Genomic DNA, 25,425 nt, shown 5'->3' on the forward strand with positions numbered 1-25,425 from the left:
GGACCCCCGCGTGCGCTGGTGTGGCGACCCGGCCCCCGGCTGCCAGGCCGCCTTCCGCGACCCGGCCACCGGCCAACCGTGGGACGTCGACGCGGCCACCGGCACGCCGACCTTCACCTCGCGCGGCAACTCGGCCAACACGGTGTTGTCCTGGGGTGCGAACACCCCGGTCGTGCCGGCCCCCACCAGCCCGGAACGCCGCTACGAGTACCCCTTCACCGATCAGTGGCACCAGGCCCGGTGCAACCCGGCGGTGTTCACCTCCGCACAGCGCAACGACGCCGACGCGTCGATCGCCAACCTCTTCGCCATGCACAACCGGATGCACGACTGGTCGTACCAGCTGGGCTTCACCGAGTCGGCGTGGAACCTCCAGGCGGTCAACCTCACCCCGTCCGGCCTGGGCGGTGACGCCGAGCAGGGCCGCGCCCAGCAGGGCGCGCTGACCGGCAACCGGAACAACGCCAACCAGGGCACCCCGCGCGACGGGCTGCCGCCGACCACCAACATGTACCTCTGGCAGCCACAGGCCGGCGGGCCGTACCCGCCGTGCGTGGACGGCGACTACGACATGACGGTGATCGGTCACGAGTACACCCACGCGATCACCAACCGGATGATCGCCGGGCCGGACAGCGGGATCAGCGGCCACCAGGGCGGGTCGATGGGTGAGTCCTGGGGTGACCTGCTCGCCGCCGAGTACCTCTTCCAGCACGGGCTGCGCGCGCCCGGCGAGACGCCCTTCATCACCGGCGGCTACGTCACGGGCAACCTGGTCAGCGGCATCCGCAACTACGACCTGAGCCGCAGCCCGCTCAACTACTCCGACATCGGCTACAACACCGCCGGCCCGGCGGTGCACGCCGACGGGGAGATCTGGGGCGCCACCAACTTCCGGGTCCGCTCTGCCCTGGTGAAGCGGTACGGCCTCGGCACCCCGCAACGGCAGCTCGACTGCGCGCTGGGCAAGGTCGTGGCGGATCAGTGCCCGGGCAACCGGCGCTGGTCACAGCTGGTCTTCGACTCGTTCCTGCTCCAGGCCGCCAGCCAGGTCAGCATGCTCGACATGCGCGACAACATGCTCACCGCCGACCTGCTCCGCTTCGGCGGCGCGAACCAGGACCTGATCTGGGCCGAGTTCGCGCGGTCCGGGATGGGCCGGGACGCCGCCACCAACGGTGCCGGCGACACCGACCCGACACCGAGTTTCGCCTCGCCGCGCGGTGGCAACGCGACGCTCACCCTGCGCCCGCGCGGGGACAGCGCCGAAGCGCCGATCCGGGTGTACGTGGGCGCGTACGAGGCGCGGGCCGTGCCGGTGGCCGACACCGACCCGGCGACGCCGATCCCGGACACCGTGGAGATGGTGGCCGGCACGTACGACCTGCTCGCCGTGGCCCCCGGGTTCGGGCACCAGCGGCTCAGCGTGGTCGCCAAGGCCGGTCAGGACGGGTACATCGATCTGCGGATGAGCCGCAACCTCGCCTCCACGGCGTCCGGCGCCACCGTCACCGGCGACGGGGTCAACCTGGACCGGGTCGTCGACGACACCGAGGCGACGAACTGGGCCTCACTGGACGGGGTCGCCGGCCGGCAGCTCACCGTGGCGCTGCCGGGCGACGCCCCGCAGACGGTCAAGCGGGTGAACGTCAGCGCGATGCTGCGCCCGGCGATCACCGGCGACGCCGACACCGGTGCCCAGAACGCGCTCACTGCCCTGCGTTCGTTCGCGGTGTCCGCCTGCAACGCGACGACCACCGACTGCGCGGATCCGACGCGTTGGCAACGCATCTACACCAGCGCGGGGGACGCGTTCCCCGGCGGGGCGTACCGGGCGTACAGCCGCGACATCAACCTTCGGACGTTCGCGGTACCCACCACCCTCGCCACCCACCTGCGCCTCGAGGTGCTGGCGAGCCAGTGCACCGGTGGCCCGAACTACGCGGGCGAACAGGACGACGACCCGGCCACGACGACGGACTGCGCGACCGCCAGCCCGGCCCGGAGCCAGGTCAGGATCGCCGAGTTCCAGGCGTTCTCGAAGTGACACCGTGGGGCCGGCGGATGTCCGCCGGCCCCACGGCCCTCGATCAACGGTGCGCTCGACGCCAGGGGTCAGCTACCGCCGGACGGCTCCCAGCGCCGACCCTCGATCAACGGTGCGCTCGGCCCCAGGGGTCGGCGACGGCCGGGCGCTCCCAGCGCCGGTCCACCGGGGGACCCTCGCCCCCGTCGGCGTCCCCGGCCGCGGCCCGGGTCAGGTGCCGCAGCCGCAGCAGCAGCCCCACCCCGAGGAAGAGCAGCAGCCCGCCGAGGAGGAACGCGACCTGCACCACGCCGAAGGCGCTGGACTGCGAGACCGGGCGGTTGGCCGCCGGTGGCGCGGCGTCGGCCGGGTACTCCTCGACCGTCTCCTCCGTCGCCGTGCTCTCGTCCTCGGTCGGCGCGCTGGCGGATTCGGTGGGCTTCGGCGGGGTCTTCGTCGGCTTCGGGGTGCTGGTCGGTGCGCCGCCCACCCCCACCACCGAGCGGGTGGCGGTCTGCCGGGCCAGCAGGCGCAGGTTGGCGTCGTACGCCTCGGCGGCGAGGGTGACCCGCCCCTGGGTGACGTCCTCGGCGAAGGCCACCCGGTAGCGGGCCGTGACAGTGCGGCCCGGGCAGAGTGTGCCCGGGTCGAGTTGCCGGTCGGTCAGTCGGGCGGTGTCACCCTCGGTGCGGATCTCCAGCGGAAAGTCGCCGGTCTCCTCCACCCGGTCCATCTTCACCTGGTCGAGCCGGAGACCGCCCTGCACGCTGAGCACCATCGACCAGCGCACCTTCGCGCACCTGGCGCGCCGATCCGTCTGGGAGACCACCGCGGAGATCGTCCGCACCTGCTCACCGGCGGCGAACCGTCCCGGCAGGCCGCTCATCTCGGTGGTGAAGGCCGCCTGTGCCGGGGCGGCCACCGCCAGCTCCACCCCGCTCAGACAGGCCAGCACCACCCCTGCCCTCAGCGCATACCGCCACACCGTCACCACCGCCGTCTCCGTTCGGTTGCCTCCACCCCGCAACGCTAGAAGCGGGGCACCGCGCCGACCAGACGGGTGTGTTCGCACCGGACGGCAAGGAGGGGGTGGGTTTTCACCGACCGTGGTGAACCGGTCACCACTCCCCCGCGACACGCCGGGAGCCGGCCGCTGGGAGAATCACGCCGTGTCCGAGCTCTCCAGCACGTTCGTCCGGCTGCACGCCCGGCTGGCCCCGGTCCCCTTCGTTCCCGAGGTGCGGCTGCACCAGGCAGACGAGCCGATCGGCCTGTGGGAGCTGACCGAGGGCGAGTTCTCCAGCGATCGGCCGCCGCCGTTCTGGGCGTTCGCCTGGGCCGGCGGGCAGGCCCTCGCCCGCCACGTCATCGACCACCCGGAGCTGGTCGCCGGCCGGCGGGTGCTCGACCTCGCCTCCGGCTCCGGTCTGGTGGCCATCGCGGCCGCCCGCGCCGGCGCGGCGTCCGTGCGGGCCGTCGAGGTGGACGAGCTGGCGGTGGCGGCGGTCGCCCTCAACGCCGAGGCCAACGGGGTACGCGTCGACGCGGAGTTCGGCGACATCCTCGACGGCGACGCGGGGGACGCCGAGGTGGTGCTCGCCGGGGACGTCTTCTACAGCGAGGCGATGGCCCGCCGGGTGCTGAGGTTCCTGCTGCGCGCCGCCCGGGCCGGCGCGCCGGCGCTGGTCGGTGACCCCGGCCGGGCGTTCCTGCCCCGGGACCGCTTCGACGAGGTGGCCGGGTACGACGTGCCGGTGCCGGAGGCGCTGGAGAGTGTGCGGGTGAAGCGCACCACCGTCTGGCGGCTGCGGGCCGGGCTGCCGGGAGCCTCCGGCTAGCGTGTCCGGGTGCTGTTCCGCAGCTGGGCGCAGGTGGCCGACCCTGCATGGCCGGACGTGGCCCGGGTGCCGGACCACGTCGGCGGCACCCACCTGGTCGTGACCCGGCACGCGCTGGTCCGCCAGGTCCTCGCCGACCCGGTCACCTACCGGCCGGACAACGCGCTGGACGCGGTGACGCCGATGCCGGTGACCGCGCTGCGGGTGCTCGCCGGGCACCGGTTCCGGCTGCCGCCGACCCTGGCGAACAACTCGGGCGTCAGCCATCCGCAGATCCGGGCGATCGTCGCGGAGGCGTTGCACCCCGCCCGGGTGGCCGCGCAGCGGCCCTGGCTCACAGAGCTGGTCCGGGAGCGGGTCGCCCGGTTGGGTGCCGCGCTCGACGCCGGCGGGCAGGTCGACCTGTACGCGGACCTCGCCGCCGACCTGCCGCTGCTGGTGCTGGCCCGGCTGGTCGAGTTGCCGGACGCGCCGGTCGGCGCTGTCAAGGAGTTCGCCCGCGCCGCACTGGAGTTGTTCTGGGCACCACTGGACGCCGACCGGCAGGTGGCGCTCGCCGCCGAGGTGGGCCGGTTCCACCGGGTACTGCGGGACTTCGCGGCCGTCGGTGGCGGTCTGGCCGCCGAGCTGCGCGCGGCCGGGCACCCGCCGGACGTGGTGGTCGGCGCGCTCTTCTTCCTGTTGGTCGCCGGGCAGGAGACCACCTCGCAGTTCCTCACCCTGCTCCTGCACCGGCTGGCCAACGAGCCCGTGGTCCGGGCCGGCCTGCGCACCGGCGAGGTCGCGGTGGCAGACGTGGTGGAGGAGGGATTGCGGCTGGAACCACCGATCGTCACCTGGCGGCGGGTGGCGACGACGGAGAGCACGCTGGGCGGCACGCAGGTGCCGGCGGGCAGCAGCCTCGTGCTGTGGCTGGGCCGTGCCGGTCGGGACCCGGCGGTCGTGGAGTCGCCCGACGAGTTCCGTCCGGGCCAGCGTGGATCACGCCGACACCTGGCGTTCGGGGCGGGCGCGCACCGCTGCGTCGGGGACGTGCTGGCCCGGATGGAGGCGGCCGTGGTGGTGGCCGAGGCCGCACCGCTGCTGGACGGGGTGACAGTGCTCCGTCCGCCCTGGTGCCCGGACAATCTCACCTTCCGGATGCCGGACGCGTTCGTGGTCCGCCGCTCCCCCGGGGTCACCGGATCCTGACCTCCGCTCGGTATGTTTCCGGGCGTGTCAGCCATCCCCACCCGTCGGATCCCTGTCGTCGTAACGCTTCTGGCCCTGCTGGCGTTGACTGCCTGCACAGTCGGTCCCAGCCACCCGGCGCACGCTCGGCAGATCACCGCGGCCCAGCCGACTCCGTCAGCACCGGCGCCGACCCCCTCGGCCTCGCCGTCCCCGACCGCGAAGCCCGCGTTCAAGAGCCTGGCCTGGTACGTGTCACAGGTGCCGACGTTTCCCGAGGCACCGCAGCCGCAACCGGTGGCGCTGCCCACGACCGGTTCGGCGGCGTTCTGGCACCGCCTGCCGACCGACCAGAAGGTCGCCTTCATCACCATCGACGACGGTGGGCTGGCCCGCCCGCCGGAAGTGATCGACTTCATCTGGGAGGCGCGTATCCCGGTGACGATGTTCCTCAACTCGCCGGCGGCGGAGGAGCACACCGACTACTTCCGGCAGATCGAGGCGGTGGGCGGGGTCGTGGAGAACCACACCATCCACCACAACTCGCTGGCTGGGCGGTCGTACGACTACCAGAAGCAGGAGATCTGCGGTGCCGCCGACACCCTGGAGGGGCTGTTCGGCAAGCGGCCCACCCTGTTTCGGCCACCGTTCGGCGAGCATGACAGCACCACGCTGAAGGCCGCGCACGACTGCGGCGCGAAGGCGGTCTTCCACTGGACCGAGACCGTCCACGAGGGGAAGGTGCGCTACCAGACCCCGGAGAAGGTGGTCCAACCCGGCGACGTGCTGCTGATGCACTTCCGACCGGCGCTGATGGACGACCTGCTCGCGGCGTTGAAGGCGATCCACCGGGCGGGGCTCACCCCGGCGCTGCTGGAGCAGTACGTACGGTGATCAGCCCGCCACCGGCCTGACGAAAGTCAGTGGTGGGTGGTGCCGTTCGGGCGCGGCGGGGCGGCAGGCTGCTCGCCTAGCGTCAGCGCATGATCACATTACGTGGGTTGACGAAACGGTTCGGGTCGACCGTCGCGGTCGACGCGCTGACCGTCGACATCGCGCCCGGCCGGGTCACCGGCTTCCTCGGCCCCAACGGCGCCGGCAAGTCCACCACCATGCGGATGATCCTCGGGTTGGACCGTCCCACCGCCGGGCAGGCCCTGGTGGGCGGGCGCGCGTACCGGGAGTTGCGCCGGCCGCTGCACGAGGTGGGCGCGCTGCTCGACGCGCGGGCCATCCACCCGGTCCGGTCCGGCCGGGCGCACCTGCGGGCCATGGCGCACAGCAACGGCATCCCGATCCGCCGGGTCGACGAGGTGTTGGACACCGTCGGGCTGGACGGACAGGCCGCGGGTAAGCCGGGGCGGACGCTCTCGCTCGGCATGGGCCAACGGCTCGGCATCGCCGGCGCGCTGCTCGGCGACCCGCCGGTGCTGATGTTCGACGAGCCGGTGAACGGACTCGACCCGGACGGGGTGCGCTGGGTGCGGCAGCTGATGCGCTCGCTGGCCGACGAGGGGCGGACGATCTTCGTCTCCAGCCACCTGATGAGCGAGATGCAGCTCACCGCCGACCAGCTCGTGGTGATCGGCCGGGGGCGACTGCTCGCCGACGAGCCGATCGGCGAGGTGATCGCCCGCGGCACTGTCGCGGTCCGGGTCCGCAGCCCGCACCCGGATGGGCTGGCCGCGCTCGCCGCGCGCCTCACGGCCGCCGGGGCGAGCGTCGAGGCGGCCGACCGGAACGAGCTGACCGTCACCGGCGCCACCGCCGACCAGGTCGGCGACCTGGCCCACGAACTGGGGGTACGACTGCACGAGCTGAGCGCGCACGCCGCGTCGCTGGAGCAGGCGTTCATGGAGCTGACCGCCGACAGCGTCGAGTACGCCGGTGGTCCGACCGGAGGTGGGGCGCGATGAGCACCAGCACCAGCACCCGTCACGGCGCCGTGGCCGCCGAGTGGACCAAGCTCTCCTCGGTGCGGAGCACCTGGTGGACGGCGCTGGCCGGGCTGCTGGTGATGGCCGCCAGCGCCGGCCAACTCGCCATCTACGCGGCGAACGACAACACCAACGACGACCCGACCGACGACCGGGGGATCGTCACCGTCGGCAGCGTGCTGATCGACTCGGTCGAGTTGACCCAGTACGTGGTGCTGGCGCTGGGCCTGCTCGCTGTCACCGCCGAGTTCACCAGTGGCACCATCCGCACGACGTTGCAGTGCACCCCGTCCCGTGGTCGCGTACTGCTGGCCAAGGCCGCGGTCGCCGGGGCGGTCACCTTCGCGCTCGGGCTGCTGCTGGGCGGCGTGGGCGCCCTGGTCGCCCGGCCGGTGCTCGGCGAGTGGGGCAGCGCCCCGGCCGCCGACACGATCGGCGACATCGTGGCGGTGGCGACCTACCTGGCGCTGATCGGTGTGCTCGCCCTGGGCCTCGGCGCCGCGTTGCGCAGTGCGGTGCTCACGCTCACCGTCCTCCTCGCCACCCTGATGATCGTGCCGCTGTCGCTCCAGGAGCCGGACATCGACGTGCTGAACCGGATCGCCGATGTGTTCCCCGGCGTGGCCGGCGGGCACTTCCTCGCCGGCGACACCGAGCCGTACCCGCCAGTGGTCGGGCTGCTCCTGCTCGCCGGGTGGGCCGGCGCCGCGCTGCTGCTGGGCCGGGCGGCGTTGCGCCGACGCGACGCTTAAGGCAGGCCGCTGAGCGGGGGCCGATCGGCCCCCGCTCAGCCGTCGACCAACCCCGCCTCGTACGCCAGGATCGCCGCCTGCACCCGGTTGCGTACGTCCAGCCGGGTGAAGATGCTGGTCAGGTAACTCTTCACGGTGCCCTCCACGAGGTGCAGCCGGCGGGCGATCTCGGCGTTGGAGAGACCCGCCCCGACCAGGGCCAGCACCTCCCGTTCCCGCTCGGTCAGCCCGGCCGCACGCTCCCGGGCGGCGGGTCGACGGGCCAACCGGTCGGCCCCCAGCTCGATCACCCGGCGGGCCACCCTCGGCGACAGGTACGCCCCACCGTCGGCGACGGCGTGCACACCGGCGATCAGCTCACGGGGGTCGCCGGCCTTGAGCAGGAACCCGCTGGCACCGTGCCCGAGCGCCCGGGCCACGTGGTCGTCCTCGCCGAACGTGGTCAGCATGATGGTCGCGGTGTCCGGCACGACCCGGCGGATCTCGGCGGCGGCGGCCAACCCGTCCAGCCGCGGCATCCGGATGTCCAGCAGCGCGACCCGGGGTCGGTGGGCCCGGACCAGCTCCACCGCCGCGTGCCCGTCGCCGGCCTCGGCGACCACCTCGATGCCGGGATCGCTGGCGAGGATGGCCCGGACACCGGCCCGGATCATCGCCTCGTCGTCGGCCAGTACCACCCGGATCGGCGGTGCCCCCGTCGTGTCGGTGTCCACTACGCGATCCACTCCTTGCTGACCAGCCGGCCGTCGGTGAAGCAGAGCCGCCAGGTCGGCGCGGCGAGGGGGAAGTTGCCGTCGGTGTAGTACTCGCAGCCGGCCCGGTCGACCGGTGTCGGGCGTTCCAACTGCCGCCGGGGCAGCCCGACCAGCTCGGACCGGGCGGCGCCGACGCGCATCTGGTCGAAGGTGGCCCGGTCCAGCACCGTCCCGGCGGTCGCCACCGGGTAGTAGACGAACGAGAGCACCAGGGCGAAACCGACCGGCGCGACGAGCGCCACCAGCAGGCTGCGTCGAACCCGCCGCCGGGCGTCGTGCAGCCGCCGCTCGGCGTCCACCGGCCGCTCCGCCGGACCGGGTCGCTCGTCGGACCAGGACGTCGGCCCGGCCTCGGCCGCCGGACCGGGTCGCTCGTCGGACCAGGACGTCGGCCCGGCATCGGCCGCCGACCCGATCGGCTCGGGCGGCGCCGCGGTGGCCGGCAACACCGCACGGACCGCGAACCCGCCGTCGGCCCGGTGGCCGGCGTCGAGCGTCCCGCCGGCGAGGCGGACCCGCTCGGCGAGGGCGAGCAGCCCACTGCCCTGCGACGGCGGGGCGGGCAGCGGCCCGGCCGGCGGTGCATCGTTGACGACGGTCACCTCGACCCGGTCACCGTCGTGGGTGAGGCGCACGTCGACCGGGGCGCCCGGTGCGTACCGGGCCGCGTTGGTCAGCGCCTCCCGGACGATCCGGTGCGCCGCGTGACCGGTCATCGCCGGTAGGTTCGCGACCACCGGAGCGGTGTCCAGCCGTACCGCCATGCCGGCCTCCCGGGCACCGTCGACCAGGTCGGCGACGGTCTCTCCGCTCGGACGCAGTGACGCGCCCGCCTCCTCGCGGAGCACCCCGATGATCTCGTGCAGTCGCTCGGTGGCGGCGGAGACGCTGGCCCGCAACTCCCCCGCCGCGGCCCGGTGCCGGTCGTCCAGGTCGGCGGCGACCTCCAGGGCGGCGGCGCGCAACGCGATCAGGCTGAGGTCGTGGCCGAGCGAGTCGTGCATCTCCCCGGCGATCCGGGCCCGCTCACGCAGCCGGATCCGCTCGGCGGCACCCCGCTGCTCGCGGGTCAGCGCGTCGACGTGCCGGCGCCCGGCGTCGGTCAACTCCTGCTGCTGACGGCGGTATCGGCCGACCAACCAGGGGAACACGGCGGCGAAGAGCAGCACCGAGGCGAGCAGGAACCAGGTGGCCGCGCCGGCGCCGAGCACCCCCAGGTTGAGCGCCGTGCCACCGGCCGTGATCAGCACGAAGACCATGATCGCTGGACCCACGGTGGCGCTGCGCCGCCCGGCGAGATAACTGAAGACCGGAATGGCGAACACGAAGTTGCCATCGACCAACGACCCGAGCACCGCCAGCACCGGGGCGACCAACGGCTGACGTCGACTCGCCACCACCGCCGCACCGAGCACCAGCAGCTTGCCGACCAACAGCGGCAACGTGTACCGCGTATAGGGCGGGCTGGCCTCGGCGTAGCCGACCGGGGCGACCACCACCGCCCAGAGCAGCACGTCCAGCAGCAGGCGACGCCGCCGGTGCAGCCAACCCGGCGGCGGGAAGTCGAGGATCCGCACGGCGGTCAGGCTACCCACGCCCGACCTGCGCGGACACCGACGAAAGTCAGGTGTTCAGCCGCTCTCCTCGGCCCAGACCCGCCAGTCGTCGAGCACGCCGTGCAGGGCCGGGGTGAGCCAACCCGGCGCGGACCGCCGGAACACGCCCGGGTCCATCGCGCCGGCGCCGTCGGGCAGCGCGCCGAGCAGGTTCGGCACCAGGTCGGTGAGGTTCGTCCAGTGCACCAGCTCCGGCCAGGCCGGCCAGGCGCCGATCACCACACCGGCCGGCACCGCCCTACGGTCCAGCGCCTCCAGGGTCAACGCGGTGTGGTTGAGCGTGCCCAACCCGGCGCGGGCGACCACCACCGCGGGCGCGCCGAGCGACACCGCCAGGTCGGCCATCGTCCACGGCTCCCCCGACGGCCGCAGCCCCATCGGAACCAGCAACCCACCCGCGCCCTCGATCAGCACGAGGTCGTGCTTGTCGGCCTCCGCACGGACGGCGTCCACCGCCGCGTACAACTCCAGCGGCGGCAGGTCCGCGACCCGCGCGGCGGCCAACGGGGCGAGCGGATCCGGGTAGCTGGCCAGGGTCCGACCGGTCAGCGGCGCAGCCAGCCGGTTCACCGCGTCCACGTCGCCGGGCTCACCGCCGGCCGTGCCGGTCTGCCCCGGTTTGACCACCGCCACCCGCAGCCCGGCGGCCTGCGCGGCGGCAGCGATCGCCGCGGTCACCACCGTCTTGCCGACCTCGGTGTCGGTCCCGGTGACCAGCACCGACCCCGCCCACCCGGTCACGGGGCAGTCTCCGTTCGCGGCTGCGCGGCTCGCAAACCCGGCTCACTCCTCGCGCTCACGGCGCACAGTCCACGATGACGTCCAGCGCCCGCTCGAACGCCGCCCGGGGCACCCCCGCGCTCACAGTGAGGCGCAGGCGGGAGCGGCTGTCCGGGGTGGATGGTGGCCGGAAACAGCCCACCGCGACGCCCCGGTCCCGGCAGTCCGTGGCCCAGGCGGTCGCCGCCTCCGGCCCCGGGGCGGTCACCGAGATCACCGCCGCGTCCGGGGCGGAGACGGTCAGCCCGGCCGCCCGCAGTCGACCGACCGCCAGCCTCACCCGGTCGGAGAGGTCGGCGCGCAGGTCGTCGCCGGCCTCGGCGAGCCGCAGCGCGGCGTGCACACCGGCGGCGACCGCCGGCGGCAGTGCCGTGTCGAAGATGAACGTGCGCCCGGTCTCGACCAGATGCCGGACGAACTCGGCCGGGCCGGCGACAACGCCACCCGCGCCACCGAGCGCCTTGGACAGGGTGGCGGTCACCACCACGTCCGGCTCGCCGGCCAGCCCGGTGGCCGCCACCGCGCCCGCGCCGGCCGGGCCGGTCAGGCCCAGCGCGTGCGCGTCGTCGACCAGCAGCAGCGCGCCGTAACGGCGGGCCACCGCGTGCAGCCGAGCCAGCGGGGCGAGATCACCGTCGACCGAGAAGACCGACTCGGTCACCACCACCGCCGGGCGGCCGGGAGCGGCCGCGAGCGCGGCGGCTACCGCGTCGACGTCAGCGTGCGGGGTGACCACCGTCTCCGCACCGGAGATGCGGCAGCCGTCGATCAGCGACGCGTGGTTGTGCGCGTCGGAGACGAGCAGCGTCCGAGGTTGGACGAGCGCCCGCAGCGCGCCGAGGTTGGCCAGATAGCCGGAGGAGAAGACCAGGGCGCCGTCGGTGCCCAGCCAGCGGGCCAGGTCCTCCTCCAACGCCCGGTGCGCGTCGGTGGAGCCCCGGACCAGGCGCGACCCGGTCGCCCCCAGCCCGTACGCCGACAGGGCCGCTGTGGCCGCGGCGACGACGTCCGGGTGGGTGGCCAGGCCGAGGTAGTCGTTGCCGGCCAGATCGGTCATCTGATCGTCGGCCGGACGCGGATGCAGTCGCCTGGTGAGCCCGGCCTTTGCCCGCAGCTCCGCGCGGCGGTCGAGCGCCGCCAGCCAGTCCGCCACCGTCACCCTCCCCCGCTGTACGTGCCGGTCAGCCCGACACCCGCCGGGCGAAATTACCACCCGCCGCCACCGGCCCGACGATTCCACTCGGTGCGAGGCACCGACCGGGCTGCCAGGTCATTCCGGCTGATCGGGCAGCCCGAGGCCTGTGCGAGAGCCCCTGGCCGGCCTGTGACGGGCCCAGACAACGACCGGCCGCGTTGGATGTTCGTCTGGATACAACACCGGTATCCAGACGAACATCCGCCTTGCCGGACCGCCGCCTGGACTCCGTCTCGGCTCGACCGGGGGCTCTCGCACAGGCCTAGTAGGGTACGAGCCATGCCAGAGATCCTCGACCAGGCCCGGACCCAGGTCCTGGGTGACGGTGTCGGCCTCGATCAGGCCGGCGTCCTCGCCGTGCTGAACCTGCCCGACGAGCACCTTCCCGCCGCCCTCCAGCTCGCTCACGACGTGCGGATGCGCTGGTGCGGCCCGGAGGTCGAGGTCGAGGGAATCGTCTCGCTCAAGACCGGCGGCTGCCCGGAAGACTGCCACTTCTGTTCGCAGTCGGGCCTGTTCACCTCGCCGGTGCGCTCGGTCTGGCTGGACATCCCGTCGCTGGTCGAGGCGGCGAAGCAGACCGCCGCGACCGGGGCCACCGAGTTCTGCATCGTCGCCGCGGTGCGCGGCCCGGACGCCCGGCTGATGAAGCAGATGCGCGAGGGCGTCGCCGCCATCAAGGCGGAGGTCGACATCCAGGTGGCCGCGTCGCTGGGCATGCTCAGCAAGGAGCAGGTCGACGACCTGGTCGACATGGGCGTGCACCGCTACAACCACAATCTGGAGACCTGCCGGTCGTACTTCCCCAACGTGGTCACCACCCACTCGTGGGAGGAGCGCTGGGAGACGCTGCGGATGGTGCGCGACTCCGGCATGGAGGTGTGCTGCGGTGGCATCCTCGGCCTCGGTGAGACCGTCGAGCAGCGGGCCGAGTTCGCCGCGCAGCTCGCCGAGCTGAACCCGCACGAGGTGCCGCTCAACTTCCTCAACCCGCGTCCCGGCACCCCGCTGGGTGACCGTCCGGTGGTGGAGGGCAAGGACGCGCTGCGGGCCATCGCCGCGTTCCGGCTGGCCATGCCGCGCACCATCCTCCGGTACGCCGGTGGTCGCGAGATCACCCTCGGCGACCTCGGCACCCGCGACGGTCTGCTCGGCGGCATCAACGCGGTGATCGTCGGCAACTACCTGACCACGCTGGGTCGACCGGCGACCGCCGACCTGGACCTGCTGAACGAGCTGAAGATGCCGGTCAAGGCGCTCTCCGCCACGCTGTGACGACCATGACGACGACGGAGCTGTGGTGCGACCGGTGCGGTGAGTCGGCGACGGCCACCGCCCACCCGGCCTGCGCGTCAGCCCGCCAGTTGGAGCCGCCCCGGTTCTGCCCCCACTGCCGTCGGCGGATGAAGGTGCAGGTGCTGCCGGTGGGCTGGTCGGCGGTCTGCGTCGAGCACGGCGAGATCCGGGGCTGAGCCGGTGCTGCGAGGGCGGGCGGTGACACTACGACCGGCGACGGTCGCGGACGTGCCGGCCCTCGCCGCGATCCGGGCCGATCCGGAGGTACGCCGGTGGTGGCGGGGCGGCGACGACCTGGCCGACTCCGTGCGCGCCGACCTCGCCGACGACGACCTGCATGTGTACGCGATCGAGCACGACGGTCGGGTGATCGGCGCGGTCCAGTGGTACGCCGAGGCGGACCCGGATTACCGGCACGCCAGCCTGGACGTCTTCCTCGACCCGGCGGAGCGCGGCGCCGGCCTCGGCGGTGACGCCATCCGCACCCTGGCCCGACACCTGATCGACGAGTACGGCCACCACCGCTTCACCATCGACCCGGCCGCGGCGAACAGCGCCGCCATCCGGGCGTACGCGAAGGTCGGTTTTCGTCCGGTGGGGGTGCTGCGCCGCTACGAGCGCGGCGCGGACGGCCGCTGGCACGACGGCCTGTTGATGGACCTGCTCGCCGACGACCTGGTGGAGTGACTCAGGCGTCGTCCCACACCAGGTGGCCGTCGGGCAGTCGGCGGGCGCCCTCGGCCGGCCGGTGTGGGCTGAGGCGGCCGTCCGGCATCAGGTGCGCCACCGGGACTCCGTTGCCCAGCGTCGCGACGTCGGCGATCAACCGCCGGTGGCAGCGCCACCACACGCTCTCGCTGCACATGATCGCGGTGGTCCGACGATCCGCCTCGGCGAGCACCTCGGCGAGCGCGTCGTCGAACTCGGCCGTCCGGGTGTGGGCGGCGTACGCCCGGAACGCCGCGACCGTCCACCAGGTGTCCGGCTCCGGCTCCCCGGCCGGGACGTGCCGTCGTCCGCCGAGCCGCGGCTCCCAGCGGTAGTCGATGCCGCACTCGGGCAGCCACCGTTCCAGTTCCTCGCGGCGGACGTCCGGGTTGGTGCGGCTGGCCGGGTACCGCCGCACGTCCACCACCTGGGCGATCCCGGCCTCGGTCAGCAACTCTCCCAGCCGGCCCCGATCGACCGCGCCGTGCCCGACGGTCAGCAACTCTCGCACCACCATTGCTTGCCCGGAATCCCGCCGACCTATCCCACCCGGGTCCGCCCGCGAGGGCCGAGCGCCGCAGATCTTGGACAGTTACCGTCCGGCCGGACGGTAACTGTCCAAGATCTCGTCGCGGTGCCGGTCAGGCGATGGTGCAGGGGGTGTTGTTGACGGTGATGGCGGTCGGTTTCGGGTTGGCGCCGCTGTACGTGCCGTTGAAGCCGAAGCTCACCGACGCGCCCGCCGCGATCGTGCCGTTGTAGGACAGGTTCGTGGCGGTGACCGCCGCGCCGCTCTGGCTGATCGCCGCCGACCAGCCCTGACTGACGCTCTGCCCGCCGGGGAAGCTGAACCGCAGGGTCCAGCCGTTGATCGCGGTGGTGCCGGTGTTGGTGATCGACACGTTGGCGGTGAAGCCGCCGCCCCAGTCGGTGGTGGCGTACCCCACCGTGCAGGTGCCGCCGACCGGCGGGGCCGCGGTGGTCACCGCGACCGGCGTGGACGCCGCGGAGGTGTTGCCCGCCGCGTCCACGGCCACCACGTAGAACTGGTACGCCGTCGAGGCGGTCAGTCCGGACACCGCCTGGGTGGTGCCGGTCGGCGAGCCGACCAGCACGTCGGTGGTGCCGGCCTCGCGGTAGACCCGGTAACCGGTGACGCCCACGTTGTCGGTCGACGGGGTCCAGGCCAGGGTGAGCCCGGTGGCGGTGACGGCCGAGGCGACCGGCGTGCCCGGGGTGCTCGGCGCTGTGGTGTCGGCGGTGCCGGCCGGTGGCGTGGTCACGCTGAGCTTCGGCGAGGCGGCCGACTCGTTGCCCGCGCCGTCGCGCGCCACGATGGTGTACTCGAACGTCCGCTCCGGCAGCAGCGTGGTGATGGTGATCGAGTTCTCGGTGACCCGTCGGGTCGCCACCACGTCGTTACCGACCATGAACTCGCGGACGTCGTACCCGGCGAGGCCGCTGCCGCCGCTGTCGGTGGACGGCGCCCAGGTCAGGGTGACAGTGCGGGGGCCGAGGTTGGACGCCACGGGAGTACCCGGGACGGTCGGCTCGGTGGTGTCCGGTACGACCGGGCCCGGCTCCTCGCCCCAGACGCGGGTGGCGCCGGAGTAGAGCGGCACCTTCCGGTTGGGCCCGGCGGTGGCCTGGTACGACGGGTCGTTGGTCGGGTCCCAGGTGCCGCCCTCCGGCACACCGACCTTGAACTGGACCTCCATCCGGTGCTGCGACTGACCCGCCGGGGCGATGGTGTACCCGGCGCAGTCCACCTCGACGTACCAGATGTCGCCGCTGAACTGCTTGGCCGTGGTCGGGGACGGGCAGCCCTGGGTGTAGCCGGCGGTGACCTGCACCGGGCCGGTGCCGTCGGGCCGGAAGTAGTAACGGAACCGGCCGTCGGTCAGCGCGCGGGCCGGGAACGCGGACTTGTTGTAGACCATCACCTTGAGCCCGGTGGCCCGAGGTTCGGCCTGCGTCACGGTGGTCTCCACGGTCAGCTCGTCGATGTCCGGCGTCTCGGCGACCGGGAAGTTCGCCAGCGGCGTGCCGCCGTACTCGGAGGTCAGCCGGACCAGCGCGGACGTGAAGCCGGCGTTGTAGTCGGTGGCCACCTCGTTCATCACGTAGTCCGAGCGGCTGTCGCTGTACGCGTCGTTGGCCGAGGACGGGCCGCCGACCAGCGCGCCGTAGAGGGTGTGCCGGGTCTCGACAGGCACGGTCTGGCTGTCCCACCAGGAGCCGTGCGCGGTGCGGTGGTGCGGGTTCTTCGGTGCGTTGGCGCCGAACCCGATGACGTAGCTGGAGTTGCGGGGGTTGTCGCCGAGCGCGTAGTTGATCTGCCGGACGGCGAAGTCGTGGTAGCGCGCCTTGCGGGTGGTGTCGGTGGTCTTGTCGCTGTAGACCAGCGCGGCGAACGAGGTGTTCGCGGCGTAACGCAGCGCGCCCCAGGAGTCCAGCACCGCCATCCCGCCCGGCGAGTACGGCACCCGCTGCCCGTTCACCCCGACGGTCCAGTAGTCCAGCCACCGATTGGCGTCATCGACGTACTTCTGCTTGCCGGTCAGGTTGGCCAGCAGCACGTACGCGCCGAACTGCTTGTTGTCCCAGGCGATGGTCCACTTGTAGGAGCGGGTCGTCGTCTGGTTCTCGGTGCCGAGCTTGTCGTACTCACTCTCGGCCTTGGCCAGGTAGCTGGCCTCACCGGTGGCCCGGTGCAGCCAGATCGCGGCCCAGACCAGCTCGTCCTGCCAGCCGCTCCACGAGCGGTAGAAGCTCGTGGCGTCGGTGATGCACTCGTGGTACGCCTTCCGCACCGTGTCGGCGAAGGTGTAGAGCTGCCGGGCATGCCCGAGCAGCTTGTCGGCGTAGGTCGCGTCGGTGGGCCGGAACACCATCGACGACGCGGCCATCGCTGCCGCCGTCTCCCCCGCCAGGTCCGCGCCGCCACAGCTCGCATCGATCTTGTACGCGGGCCGCGCCATCGGCATCACCTCGGCCGGGCCCCACCACTTGTGGTCGTCGTCGCCCTTGCCGACCTGTCCGTAGAGGACGTTGGCCGACGGGTGCGCCTTGATGAAGTAGTCGTTGACGAAGCGCAGGTTGTTGAGCAGGTGCGGCAGTTGCCCGGAGGCGGTGTAGCCGCTGCGGTACTCGACCGCGCCCCAGGCGAGCATGGTGGCGCTGAACGCCATCGGGAAACCGAACTTGACGTGGTCGCCGGCGTCGTACCAGCCGCCGGTGAGGTCCACACCCGCGCTGGCGCCGTCGGTGAGCGCGCTGTCTCCGCGCCAGGAGACCCGGTTCCAGTCGGGCAGTCGACCGGACTGCTGCGCCTCGTAGAAGAGCAGCGACTTCTGCAACGCCTCGGCGTAGTTGTAGGTCGCCGCCGGCGCGGCGGCGGCGGCGGGCCCGGACGGTGGCGCGGTCACCGCGAGGGACGCGCCGGTGAGCAGCGCGACACCGAGGGCCAGCAGCCGCCGCGGCCAGGGCTGGTCGGCGGCCGGCGACCGGCCGGGCTGGCCGCTGAACGGCCGGGTCAGGTGGCGCATGGCGGACTCCTGTCGGAGGCGCCGCCGGTGGTCGCACCGACGCGGGACGGCGTACGGGCGGCACGGCCACCGGCGACAGCGGGGGTGGCGGTGTGACCACGGGCCGTGGAAGCGCTCCCATGGATAACCGACAATGTAATGGGCGGGTCGCTGGTTGGGAAGCCTGCCGATCAGGGTCGACGCGAGCGGCGGTCCTTCCGTACTCGCGAGTAACCATTGCGGACCATCTCACACCATCGATGCTTTTCGATGCATGAATGACGTTTGCGCAGCTCACGACGGGAGCTTCCGCGAAGACTTTCGCACCCCTCGAGCGCTCCGGCGGCCAGCCAGACAAACGTACTGTTGCTGACCCACTACGAAGCGCGAGACAGTACCGCTCACCAGCGGTGCCGTCGACGCCGCCGCTCCCTGGCCAACCCTGAGGAGAAGCGATGGCACTACGACTCGCAGACGACACCGCCTGGACCGACGTCCTGGCCCGGGCGGTGGCCGCAACCCCGGAGGCGTTCGGCGCCGAGGTCGACGGCGTCACCACCCTGCACAACCTGGTCGAGGGCGAATGGCGGGCGGTCGGCCAGCCCGCACCGGTCCGCACCCCGGTGGACAACACCGTCCTCATCAACCTGCCCCGGGTCGACGCGACCACCGCGCGCGCCGCGGTCGCCCACGCCGCCGCCGCGCACCGGGCCTGGGCCGAGACCCCGCTGACCGACCGCAAGGCCCGGGTCGCCGAGGCCCTGGACTCGCTCACCGCCCACCGCGACCTGCTCGCCCTGCTGCTGGTGTGGGAGATCGGCAAGCCGTGGCGGCTGGCCTGCGCCGATGTGGACCGGGCGCTCGACGGCGTCCGCTGGTACGCGGGCGAGATCGACCGGATGCTCGCCGACGGCCGCGAGCCGCTGCCCGGCCCGGTCAGCAACATCGCGTCGTGGAACTACCCGATGAGCGTGCTGGTGCACGCCGAACTGGTGCAGCTCCTGGCCGGCAACGCGGTCATCGCCAAGACCCCGTCCCAGGGCGGCGCGGTGTGCCTGACCGTCGCGCACGCGCTGATGCGCCGGGCCGGGCTGCCCGCGACGCTCGTCTCCGGCAGCGGCGGGGAGCTGTCCGAGGTGCTGGTCCGGGCACCCGAGATCGGCGCGGTGGCGTTCGTCGGCGGCCGGTCCAACGGCGGCAAGGTGGCCGCCGCACTGCTCGACAGCGACAAGCGGCACCTCATCGAGCAGGAGGGTCTCAACGCCTGGGGCATCTGGAACTTCTCCCAGTGGGACCTGCTCGCCACGCACCTCAGGAAGGGCTTCGAGTACGGCAAGCAGCGCTGCACCGCGTACCCCCGGTTCGTGGTTCAGCGCGACCTGGTCGACGAGTTCCTCGACATGTACCTGCCGGTCGTCCGCTCGGTCCGCTTCGGTCACCCGCTCGCCGTCGGCGACGACTGGGCCGCCGGTGACCCGCTGCCCGAGCTGGACTTCGGTCCGCTGATCAGCGCCACCAAGGCCGACGAGCTCCGCCGCACCGTCGACGAGGCCGTCCGTGGCGGCGCGATCCCCCTGCACCGGGGCAAACTCGCCGGCGCGCCGTTCCTGCCCGGGCAGGACACCTCGGCGTACGTGGCGCCGTCGGTGCTGCTCGCCCCGCCCGGACGGTCCCGGCTGATGCACGCCGAGCCGTTCGGGCCGGTCGACACGATCGTCGTGGTGGACACCACGGACGAACTGCTGGCCGCCATGAACGCCTCCAACGGCGCGCTGGTGGCCTCGCTGGCCTGCGACGACACCGACGAGGCCGGCAAGCTCGCCGTGGACCTTCAGGCGTTCAAGGTGGGCATCAACAAACCGCGCTCACGCGGCGACCGGGACGAGCCGTTCGGCGGCCGGGGCGCCTCCTGGAAGGGCGCGTTCGTCGGCGGCGATCTACTGGTGCAGGCCGTCACCGTCGGCGGAGACAGCCGGCTCTACGGCAACTTCCCCGCCTACAGCAGCTACCCCACCACCTGACGACCCGGCCCCTTGTGGACGCTCGCCGCGCGCAAGGGGCCCTCGTCGGCGCGTACCGTCGGGAAATGGCATTGATCGCGCAGCTCTCCCTCGGCGTGTCCGACGCCGAGCGGGCAGGAACGTTCTGGGCCGCGGCCCTCGGCTACCGTCGCCGCGAGCCCCGATTCACGGGCGACGAGTGGATCGTGCTGGAGCCGCCGCCGGGGGTGTCGGGCGCGGCCCTCGCGATGGACCTCAGCGAGAGCCCCGTGCGGGAGTTCCCCCGGCTTCACCTGGATCTGGACGCCGGCGACCGACCACTCGACGAGGAACTCGACCGACTGCTCGCCCTCGGCGCGCGGATCGTCGACTGGCGGGACTATCCCACCGATCCACACCCGACCGAACCGCCGTACGTGGTGCTCGCCGACCCGGAGGGCAACCGGTTCTGCGTCTCGGGCCGCCGCGAGCCGTCCCGGCCCTGAGCAGGGCCTTGGGGTCAGCTCTTATGAAACAGGCCTCAGACGCCCGGCGTGGAGAACGCGCCCTCCCGGTCCGCCCTGGCGGCCACGGCGAGCGGGACGGTGAGGGTGAGCAGCCCGCCGTCACGCTCCGCCGCAGCGGGCCGGCCCAGCCGGTGCAGCGTACGCAGCATCGGGTCGTTGGTGGCCTGCACGTGCAGCACCAGCGCCGCGTACCCGGACCGGTCGGCGTGCTGGACCACCCGGCGCAGCAGCGCCGAGCCGAGCCCACGCCGCTGCCAGTCGTCCCGCACCAGCAGCGCCACCTCGGCCTCGTCGCCCTCGCCGAGCAGGTTCGCCATGGCGAGCACCGACTCGGCCGTGCCGTCGGAGCCGGTGGTGCTGGCGATCAGCGTCACCCCTCGGCTCGGCTCCAGCAGTCGACGCAGGCGGGCCGGCTGCGGCAGCGACGCCCCGCCCAGGTAACGCCGCTGCCGGCTACGCGGTGAGCACGCCTCGTGCAGCTCCACCACGCCGGGCAGATCGTGGGCGCTGGCCGGCCGGACGGCCACCTCCGCGCCGTCGGGCAGCACCAGGGTGACCTGCTCGGCGGCCCGGCGCGCCACGGTGGCGGCCAGCTCGACCAGGGCCTGCGCCCGCGCGTACTCCGCCGGGGTGAAGTCGGGCGCGGCCCGGCGCAGCGCGAACGAACCGCCCGCCGGGTCCGCCAACAGCATGTCGGCCCCGGTGATCCCCCGTTCGCCGCCGACCGCCGCTGGTCGCCAGGTGACGACGTCGGCAGCGAGCAGGGTCCGCAACGCCTCACCCGTCGCGTCCGGGTCACGCACCAGCCGGTTGGCCAGCCCGAGCACCCGGGTCGGCTGGTCGGCCAGACCACGCGCCTCGCTGCGCGCCACCCAGCAGTCCCGGCCCCGACCACGCTCGACGGCGGCGATCAGCGCGGCCTCGTCGAGCGCGTCCGGCGCGTCGACCAGGAAATCGTCCACCGCGCCCTGCTCGGTGGGCTGCACCTGCACGGTGAGGATGTTGACCCCACGCAGCGCGAGGCTTGCCGTGAGCACCGACAGGTAACCCGGTCGGTCGTCCACTGTCGCTCGGATCCGCCACAACGTCATGGTTGGCTCCCTTCCCCGGGTACCACCCTCGTCCCCCGCTGTTGCCGCCCGATTGCCCGGCGGTGACGGGTTGCGCTCAGGAGGTCGACCCCGCGCGGCGGGTCACCGGATCCGCCGCTACGCGAAACGGCCGCGGTAGCCGATGGGGCCCTCCCCGACCCGCTGGTAGGTGCCCAGGAACCCACCGACGCCGAAGGCGATCGTGCCGTTGTTGCCGCGCAGGTCCCGCCAGGCCAACCTGGTGACCGGGCAGCCGCGCACCTCCACCGCGAGGAGCAGGTCACCCGAGCGGTGCCAGCCACCGGCCCAGCCCTCCTCGGTGTCGAAGCGCCACGCCTCCTTGGCGACGGTGCGGCGCCCGGTCAGCCGGCCACGGAACTCCGTCGGCTCTCCACCCTGCTGCCGCCGCCAGCCGTAGAAGGCCCGCTGTCGCTTCTCGAACGTGATCGCGTACTCGGCGCCGGACGTGTCGGCCCACGCCACCTGGTCGAGGACGGACTGCTCGCCCCGATCGACGAAGATGGTGACCTCGCCGGCGTCGCTCGCGTACCGCAGCACCGGCTTGGCGATCGCCTGCCGGACGAGGGACAGGCCCGCCTGGTCGTGCGCGTTCATCGGGTCGACCGTGACTCGGTAGAGCCACAGCATGCTGCGGGCGTCGACGCCGCTCGCGATCCGCATCGTGTTCCGGCCGGGCACCAACTCCTCGGCCGGGACGGCGAAGACCAGCCGTTGCGGAAGCCCACCACCGTTCGGGATACGCAGCTGATCGGCCAGCGGCCGGCCGTTGAGGTGAACGGTGAGCGGGGCGTACCCGGGGCCTCCGGCCAGCATCGACACGAGCGCCACCAGGGTGACGCAGGCCTCCCGGACCACCGCCGGGTCGGGCACGTCGAACTCGAACTCGACCGACCCGCCGGCGTTGATCGCCAGGTGGTCGTCCGCCGCCGAGGACCGGTGCGTGCCGGTGATCTCGACGTTGCCGAGGCGGGGCGGCTCGGTGCCGAAGTCCGCGTAGGTGGGTGCCATCTGGACCCCCGGCCGCCGCCGGGGCACCGGCGGGGGCGGCAGCTTGGCGTCCGCCTCGTAGCCCCGCGGCGCACCGGACGGGACGCGACCGCCGCCCTCGGCGGTCTTCGCACGATATCCATCAGTGGAGATGTCCATCCGAGGAGGCTAGATCAATCAGGTCCGGCCCCTGCGGACCGCCCAGTCGACGGGTGGCGCCTCAGGGATTGGCGCTGACCGGGGGCGCGCCCACCAGGTCCAGCCGGTCACCGAGGATCACCGTGCTGGCCCGGACGAGCTGGGTGAGCCGGTCCACCTCGGTGCTGTGGAACGCGGCAGCGGAGAGGGTCTCGGTGCGGTCGCGGGCCACCACCAGCACCAGGCCCGCCCGGCCGAACGGCGCGATCGCGTGATGGGTGCCGTCGGGCGTGGTCATCGACCGACCGCGCAGCGGGGTCACCTCCGGCAGCCGCAGGGGCACGGGGGTACGCCAGCTCGCGTGCCCCACTGTCGCCCCACCGCCTCCGGTCCGCGAAGCCCAGTCGACCGGCACCACGGCGGCCACGGCCCAGTCGGCTGCCAGCAGCCCCGGCACCGCGTCGACCAGGGTGGCAAGCCCGTCGGCGGGGTTGGCCGCGACCTGGGCCAACAGCTCCGCATCCTGGCCGGTGGTGGTGGGCGCGCCGATCGCCCGCCACACGCCGTCCACCCGCACGCCCGGTATCGCCGCGAGGCCAGCCAGCAGCCGCTCCACCCGCGCCGCGCCCGGCCAGACGACAGTGAAGTCGTCCACCGCGCGCCCGCCGAGCCGTTCGAGGACCACCACCTGGACGATGTCCGCCCCGGAGACGCCCAAGGTGCGGGCGACCTGACCGAGGGTGCCCGGACGGTCCGGCAGGGTGACCCGAACTCGCAGCAACATGTCTGTCCCTCCGCTCGGCGGGCCGGCGAGAGAGCGGCCGGCAGGCTGACCCCAGCCTGGTAGTTGACCATTTCGTCCCTGTTGCAGGGGCATGTCCCGAGCGGAAATTCTGACCTTGACAACGTGAGCGGGCTGCCATCAACTAGTCGGATGAGCGATCCGGCCGTCGACGCGTCACGGCCGGGGGCCGTTCCCGTCTCCCCGGCAGGGCTTGACCTGGACAGACTCGCCGACCATCTGGCGCAGCACCGACCCGAGCTGGCCATCGGGCCGCTGCATGCCACTCTGATCGCGGGCGGCAAGTCCAACCTCACCTACCTGCTGCGTCTCGGCGACCGCGAGGTGGTGCTGCGCCGCCCACCGCTGGGCCACGTGCTGGCGACCGCGCACGACATGGGCCGCGAGTTCCGGGTCATCTCCGCGCTGGCACCGACCGATGTGCCGGTCCCGGGCGCGCTGCTGCTCTGCACCGACCCCGAGGTGATCGGCGCGCCGTTCTACCTCATGGAACGGATGCCCGGCGAGGTGTTCCGCACCCGCGCGCAGACCGACCCGCTGGGCGACGAACGACGCCGGGCCCTCGCCATGGCGATGATGGACACGCTCGCCGCGCTGCACAGCGTCGAGCCGTCCAGCGTCGGGTTGGCTGACTTCGGCCGCCCCGAGGGCTACCTCGCCCGGCAGGTCCGCCGCTGGGCCGGGCAGCTCGACCGCTCCCGCAGCCGTGATCTGCCTGGCATCGACGAACTGCGTGACCTGCTCGCGGCGACCGCCCCGGAGGGCGCGAACGCCGGCCGGATCGTGCACGGCGACTACCGGCTGGACAACCTCCTCGCCTCGGCCGACCCGGTCGCCGTGCACGCGGTGCTCGACTGGGAGATGGCCACCCTCGGCGACCCCCTCGCCGACCTGGGGCTGCTGCTGACGTACTGGGACGTGCTCGGCGGCAGCGACACCGCCGCGGGCAACCCCGTCGCCGACGGGCTCGGCCCGCGCGCCGGCTTCCCCACCGGCAGCGAGCTGATCGACAGGTACGCCGGCCGCAGCGATGTCGACGTCGGTCCGCTGCACTGGCACGTGGCGTTGGGCTGTTTCAAGCTCGCGGTGATCTGCGAGGGCATCCACTACCGCCACACGCTCGGGCAGACGCTCGGCGAGGGCTTCGACCGGATCGGCGAGATGGTGGCACCGCTGGTCGCGCACGGGCTGACCGCCGCCAGGGAGCGGTGATGGACTTCTCATACGACAGCCGGACCGAGGAGCTGCGCGACGAGCTGACCCGGTTCCTGACCGAGCACGTCTACCCGGCCGAGGCCGTGCACGCCGAGCAGGTGGCCGCCGGGGACCCGTGGTCGCGTACCCCGGTGTTGGGCGAACTGAAGGCGGAGGCCCGCAAGCGCGGCCTGTGGAACCTCTTCCTGCCCGACCCGCGCTACGGCGCCGGCCTGACCAACCTCCAGTACGCCCCCCTGGCCGAGCTGACCGGGCGCAGCCCGCACCTCGCGCCGGAGGCGGTCAACTGCGCGGCACCGGACACCGGCAACATGGAACTGCTGGCCGAGTTCGGGTCGGAGGCGCAGCAGCAGCGCTGGCTGATGCCGCTGCTGGAGGGTGAGATCCGCTCGGCGTTCTGCATGACCGAGCCGGACGTCGCGTCCTCCGACGCCACCAACATCGCCACCCGGATCACGCGCGACGGCGACGAGTACGTGATCAACGGTCGGAAGTGGTGGTCGTCCGGGGCCATGGACCCGCGCTGCGAGATCTTCATCGTGATGGGCAAGACCGACCCCACCGCCGACCGGCACCGCCAGCAGAGCATGGTGCTGGTCCCCCGGAACACCCCCGGGGTGACAGTGCGCCGAGGCATGACCGTCTTCGGCTACACCGACGGTTCCCACGGTGGGCACGCCGAGATCGACTTCACCGACGTCCGGGTGCCCGCGGAGAATCTGATCGGCGCCGAGGGCACCGGCTTCGCCATCGCCCAGGCCCGGCTGGGGCCCGGCCGGATCCACCACTGCATGCGGCTGATCGGGATGGCCGAACGGGCCCTGGAGCTGCTCTGCCGCCGCGCGAACGAACGGATCGCGTTCGGCCGACCGCTGGCCGAGCAGGGCGTGGTCCGGGAGTGGATCGCCGAGTCCCGGGTCCGCATCGAGCAGGCCCGGCTGCTGGTGGCCCGAATCCGTGGCGAGGAGCTACCCGCCTCCCACATCCTCCTGGACACCCAACTGGTCCACCGAGCCTCCGCCTAACCCCCCAGGAACCCGCGCAGCGCGCGCCCCGCACCAGCGC

Annotated in this window: 22 protein-coding genes and 1 pseudogene; 13 read left to right on the forward strand and 10 right to left on the reverse strand. The window is 73.0% G+C overall.

Features of this window, described 5'->3' with window-relative positions:
• The coding region (locus DLJ58_RS10860) for a M36 family metallopeptidase (RefSeq protein ID WP_124855420.1) at nucleotides 1-2,047 on the forward strand (2,047 nt) is incomplete at its 5' end.
• A 106-nt stretch (nucleotides 2,048-2,153) separates the two neighbouring features.
• On the opposite strand, the gene DLJ58_RS10865 is transcribed toward DLJ58_RS10860, so the two are convergent.
• Entirely contained in the window at nucleotides 2,154-3,020 is an 867-nt protein-coding gene (locus tag DLJ58_RS10865; protein WP_244218882.1) for a hypothetical protein, read from the reverse strand.
• Nucleotides 3,021-3,195: 175 nt separating this feature from the next.
• Here DLJ58_RS10865 and DLJ58_RS10870 point away from each other — a divergent pair, with 175 nt between their 5' ends.
• From DLJ58_RS10870 to DLJ58_RS10890, 5 genes are all read left to right on the forward strand, one after another.
• The gene (locus DLJ58_RS10870) at nucleotides 3,196-3,864 is read left to right on the forward strand and encodes a class I SAM-dependent methyltransferase (protein WP_124855423.1); all 669 of its coding nucleotides are present in this window, start codon (nucleotides 3,196-3,198) and stop codon (nucleotides 3,862-3,864) included.
• A gap of 9 nt (nucleotides 3,865-3,873) precedes the next feature.
• Complete coding sequence (locus DLJ58_RS10875) at nucleotides 3,874-5,055, forward strand: cytochrome P450 (RefSeq protein ID WP_124855426.1); 1,182 nt, start codon at nucleotides 3,874-3,876, stop codon at nucleotides 5,053-5,055.
• Nucleotides 5,056-5,079: 24 nt separating this feature from the next.
• A complete protein-coding gene (locus DLJ58_RS10880; protein WP_244218883.1) occupies nucleotides 5,080-5,928 on the forward strand; it encodes a polysaccharide deacetylase family protein in 849 nt (282 codons plus the stop codon).
• Between the two features lie 89 nt (nucleotides 5,929-6,017).
• On the forward strand, nucleotides 6,018-6,950 hold the full coding sequence (locus DLJ58_RS10885; RefSeq protein WP_124855430.1) for an ABC transporter ATP-binding protein: 933 nt from the start codon (nucleotides 6,018-6,020) through the stop codon (nucleotides 6,948-6,950).
• A complete protein-coding gene (locus tag DLJ58_RS10890) occupies nucleotides 6,947-7,723 on the forward strand; it encodes an ABC transporter permease subunit (protein WP_124855432.1) in 777 nt (258 codons plus the stop codon). Before DLJ58_RS10885 ends, DLJ58_RS10890 begins: the two co-directional genes overlap by 4 nt.
• Before the next feature lie 35 nt (nucleotides 7,724-7,758).
• Here DLJ58_RS10890 and DLJ58_RS10895 read toward each other — a convergent pair whose 3' ends face one another.
• The 4 genes from DLJ58_RS10895 to DLJ58_RS10910 all read right to left on the reverse strand — a co-directional run bounded on the left by DLJ58_RS10895 (nucleotide 7,759) and on the right by DLJ58_RS10910 (nucleotide 12,027).
• On the reverse strand, nucleotides 7,759-8,376 hold the full coding sequence (locus DLJ58_RS10895) for a response regulator (protein ID WP_238683390.1): 618 nt from the start codon (nucleotides 8,374-8,376) through the stop codon (nucleotides 7,759-7,761).
• Nucleotides 8,377-8,435: 59 nt separating this feature from the next.
• On the reverse strand, nucleotides 8,436-10,055 hold the full coding sequence (locus DLJ58_RS10900) for a sensor histidine kinase (protein ID WP_244218884.1): 1,620 nt from the start codon (nucleotides 10,053-10,055) through the stop codon (nucleotides 8,436-8,438).
• 54 nt (nucleotides 10,056-10,109) lie between these two features.
• Nucleotides 10,110-10,814, reverse strand: coding sequence for a dethiobiotin synthase (bioD, locus tag DLJ58_RS10905; RefSeq protein WP_124855460.1), 705 nt, complete (start codon nucleotides 10,812-10,814; stop codon nucleotides 10,110-10,112).
• Between the two features lie 76 nt (nucleotides 10,815-10,890).
• On the reverse strand, nucleotides 10,891-12,027 hold the full coding sequence (locus DLJ58_RS10910) for an 8-amino-7-oxononanoate synthase (protein WP_124855436.1): 1,137 nt from the start codon (nucleotides 12,025-12,027) through the stop codon (nucleotides 10,891-10,893).
• 321 nt (nucleotides 12,028-12,348) lie between these two features.
• Here DLJ58_RS10910 and bioB point away from each other — a divergent pair, with 321 nt between their 5' ends.
• From bioB to DLJ58_RS10925, 3 genes are read left to right on the forward strand one after another with little or no spacing between them, the layout of a single operon-like run.
• Nucleotides 12,349-13,344, forward strand: a complete 996-nt coding sequence (bioB, locus tag DLJ58_RS10915; RefSeq protein WP_124855438.1) for a biotin synthase BioB — start codon at nucleotides 12,349-12,351, stop codon at nucleotides 13,342-13,344.
• 5 nt (nucleotides 13,345-13,349) lie between these two features.
• Nucleotides 13,350-13,541: a biotin synthase auxiliary protein BsaP gene (gene bsaP / locus DLJ58_RS10920; protein WP_112585569.1), complete on the forward strand. Its 192-nt coding sequence runs from the start codon at nucleotides 13,350-13,352 to the stop codon at nucleotides 13,539-13,541.
• A gap of 4 nt (nucleotides 13,542-13,545) precedes the next feature.
• Nucleotides 13,546-14,052: a GNAT family N-acetyltransferase gene (locus DLJ58_RS10925; RefSeq protein WP_124855440.1), complete on the forward strand. Its 507-nt coding sequence runs from the start codon at nucleotides 13,546-13,548 to the stop codon at nucleotides 14,050-14,052.
• A 1-nt stretch (nucleotide 14,053) separates the two neighbouring features.
• Here DLJ58_RS10925 and DLJ58_RS10930 read toward each other — a convergent pair whose 3' ends face one another.
• Both DLJ58_RS10930 and DLJ58_RS10935 read right to left on the reverse strand, forming a co-directional pair.
• On the reverse strand, nucleotides 14,054-14,590 hold the full coding sequence (locus DLJ58_RS10930; protein ID WP_124855442.1) for a DUF488 domain-containing protein: 537 nt from the start codon (nucleotides 14,588-14,590) through the stop codon (nucleotides 14,054-14,056).
• A gap of 124 nt (nucleotides 14,591-14,714) precedes the next feature.
• The gene (locus DLJ58_RS10935) at nucleotides 14,715-17,621 is read right to left on the reverse strand and encodes a glycoside hydrolase family 9 protein (RefSeq protein WP_124855444.1); all 2,907 of its coding nucleotides are present in this window, start codon (nucleotides 17,619-17,621) and stop codon (nucleotides 14,715-14,717) included.
• A gap of 434 nt (nucleotides 17,622-18,055) precedes the next feature.
• Between DLJ58_RS10935 and DLJ58_RS10940 the strand changes: the two genes are divergently transcribed.
• Nucleotides 18,056-19,621: an aldehyde dehydrogenase family protein gene (locus DLJ58_RS10940; protein ID WP_124855446.1), complete on the forward strand. Its 1,566-nt coding sequence runs from the start codon at nucleotides 18,056-18,058 to the stop codon at nucleotides 19,619-19,621.
• 65 nt (nucleotides 19,622-19,686) lie between these two features.
• Nucleotides 19,687-20,085: a VOC family protein gene (locus DLJ58_RS10945; protein ID WP_124855448.1), complete on the forward strand. Its 399-nt coding sequence runs from the start codon at nucleotides 19,687-19,689 to the stop codon at nucleotides 20,083-20,085.
• Nucleotides 20,086-20,120: 35 nt separating this feature from the next.
• Here the strand turns inward: DLJ58_RS10945 and DLJ58_RS10950 are convergent, their stop codons facing one another.
• The 3 genes from DLJ58_RS10950 to DLJ58_RS10960 all read right to left on the reverse strand — a co-directional run bounded on the left by DLJ58_RS10950 (nucleotide 20,121) and on the right by DLJ58_RS10960 (nucleotide 23,127).
• A complete protein-coding gene (locus DLJ58_RS10950; protein ID WP_124855450.1) occupies nucleotides 20,121-21,197 on the reverse strand; it encodes a GNAT family N-acetyltransferase in 1,077 nt (358 codons plus the stop codon).
• Nucleotides 21,198-21,314: 117 nt separating this feature from the next.
• Entirely contained in the window at nucleotides 21,315-22,364 is a 1,050-nt protein-coding gene (locus DLJ58_RS10955; RefSeq protein WP_124855452.1) for a hypothetical protein, read from the reverse strand.
• Between the two features lie 61 nt (nucleotides 22,365-22,425).
• Nucleotides 22,426-23,127 carry an ACT domain-containing protein gene (locus DLJ58_RS10960; protein WP_124855454.1) on the reverse strand — a complete coding sequence of 234 codons (702 nt, stop codon included), beginning with the start codon at nucleotides 23,125-23,127 and terminating at the stop codon, nucleotides 22,426-22,428.
• 150 nt (nucleotides 23,128-23,277) lie between these two features.
• Here DLJ58_RS10960 and DLJ58_RS10965 point away from each other — a divergent pair, with 150 nt between their 5' ends.
• Both DLJ58_RS10965 and DLJ58_RS10970 read left to right on the forward strand, forming a co-directional pair.
• Nucleotides 23,278-24,357, forward strand: coding sequence for a phosphotransferase family protein (locus tag DLJ58_RS10965; RefSeq protein WP_124855456.1), 1,080 nt, complete (start codon nucleotides 23,278-23,280; stop codon nucleotides 24,355-24,357).
• Nucleotides 24,357-25,313: pseudogene (locus DLJ58_RS10970) on the forward strand (acyl-CoA dehydrogenase family protein); the annotation flags it as partial. The gene DLJ58_RS10965 and the pseudogene DLJ58_RS10970, both read left to right, overlap by 1 nt.
• Nucleotides 25,314-25,425 lie beyond the last annotated feature (112 nt).

Source organism: Micromonospora arida (assembly GCF_003857035.1).
In the GTDB taxonomy this organism is placed as follows: domain Bacteria; phylum Actinomycetota; class Actinomycetes; order Mycobacteriales; family Micromonosporaceae; genus Micromonospora; species Micromonospora arida.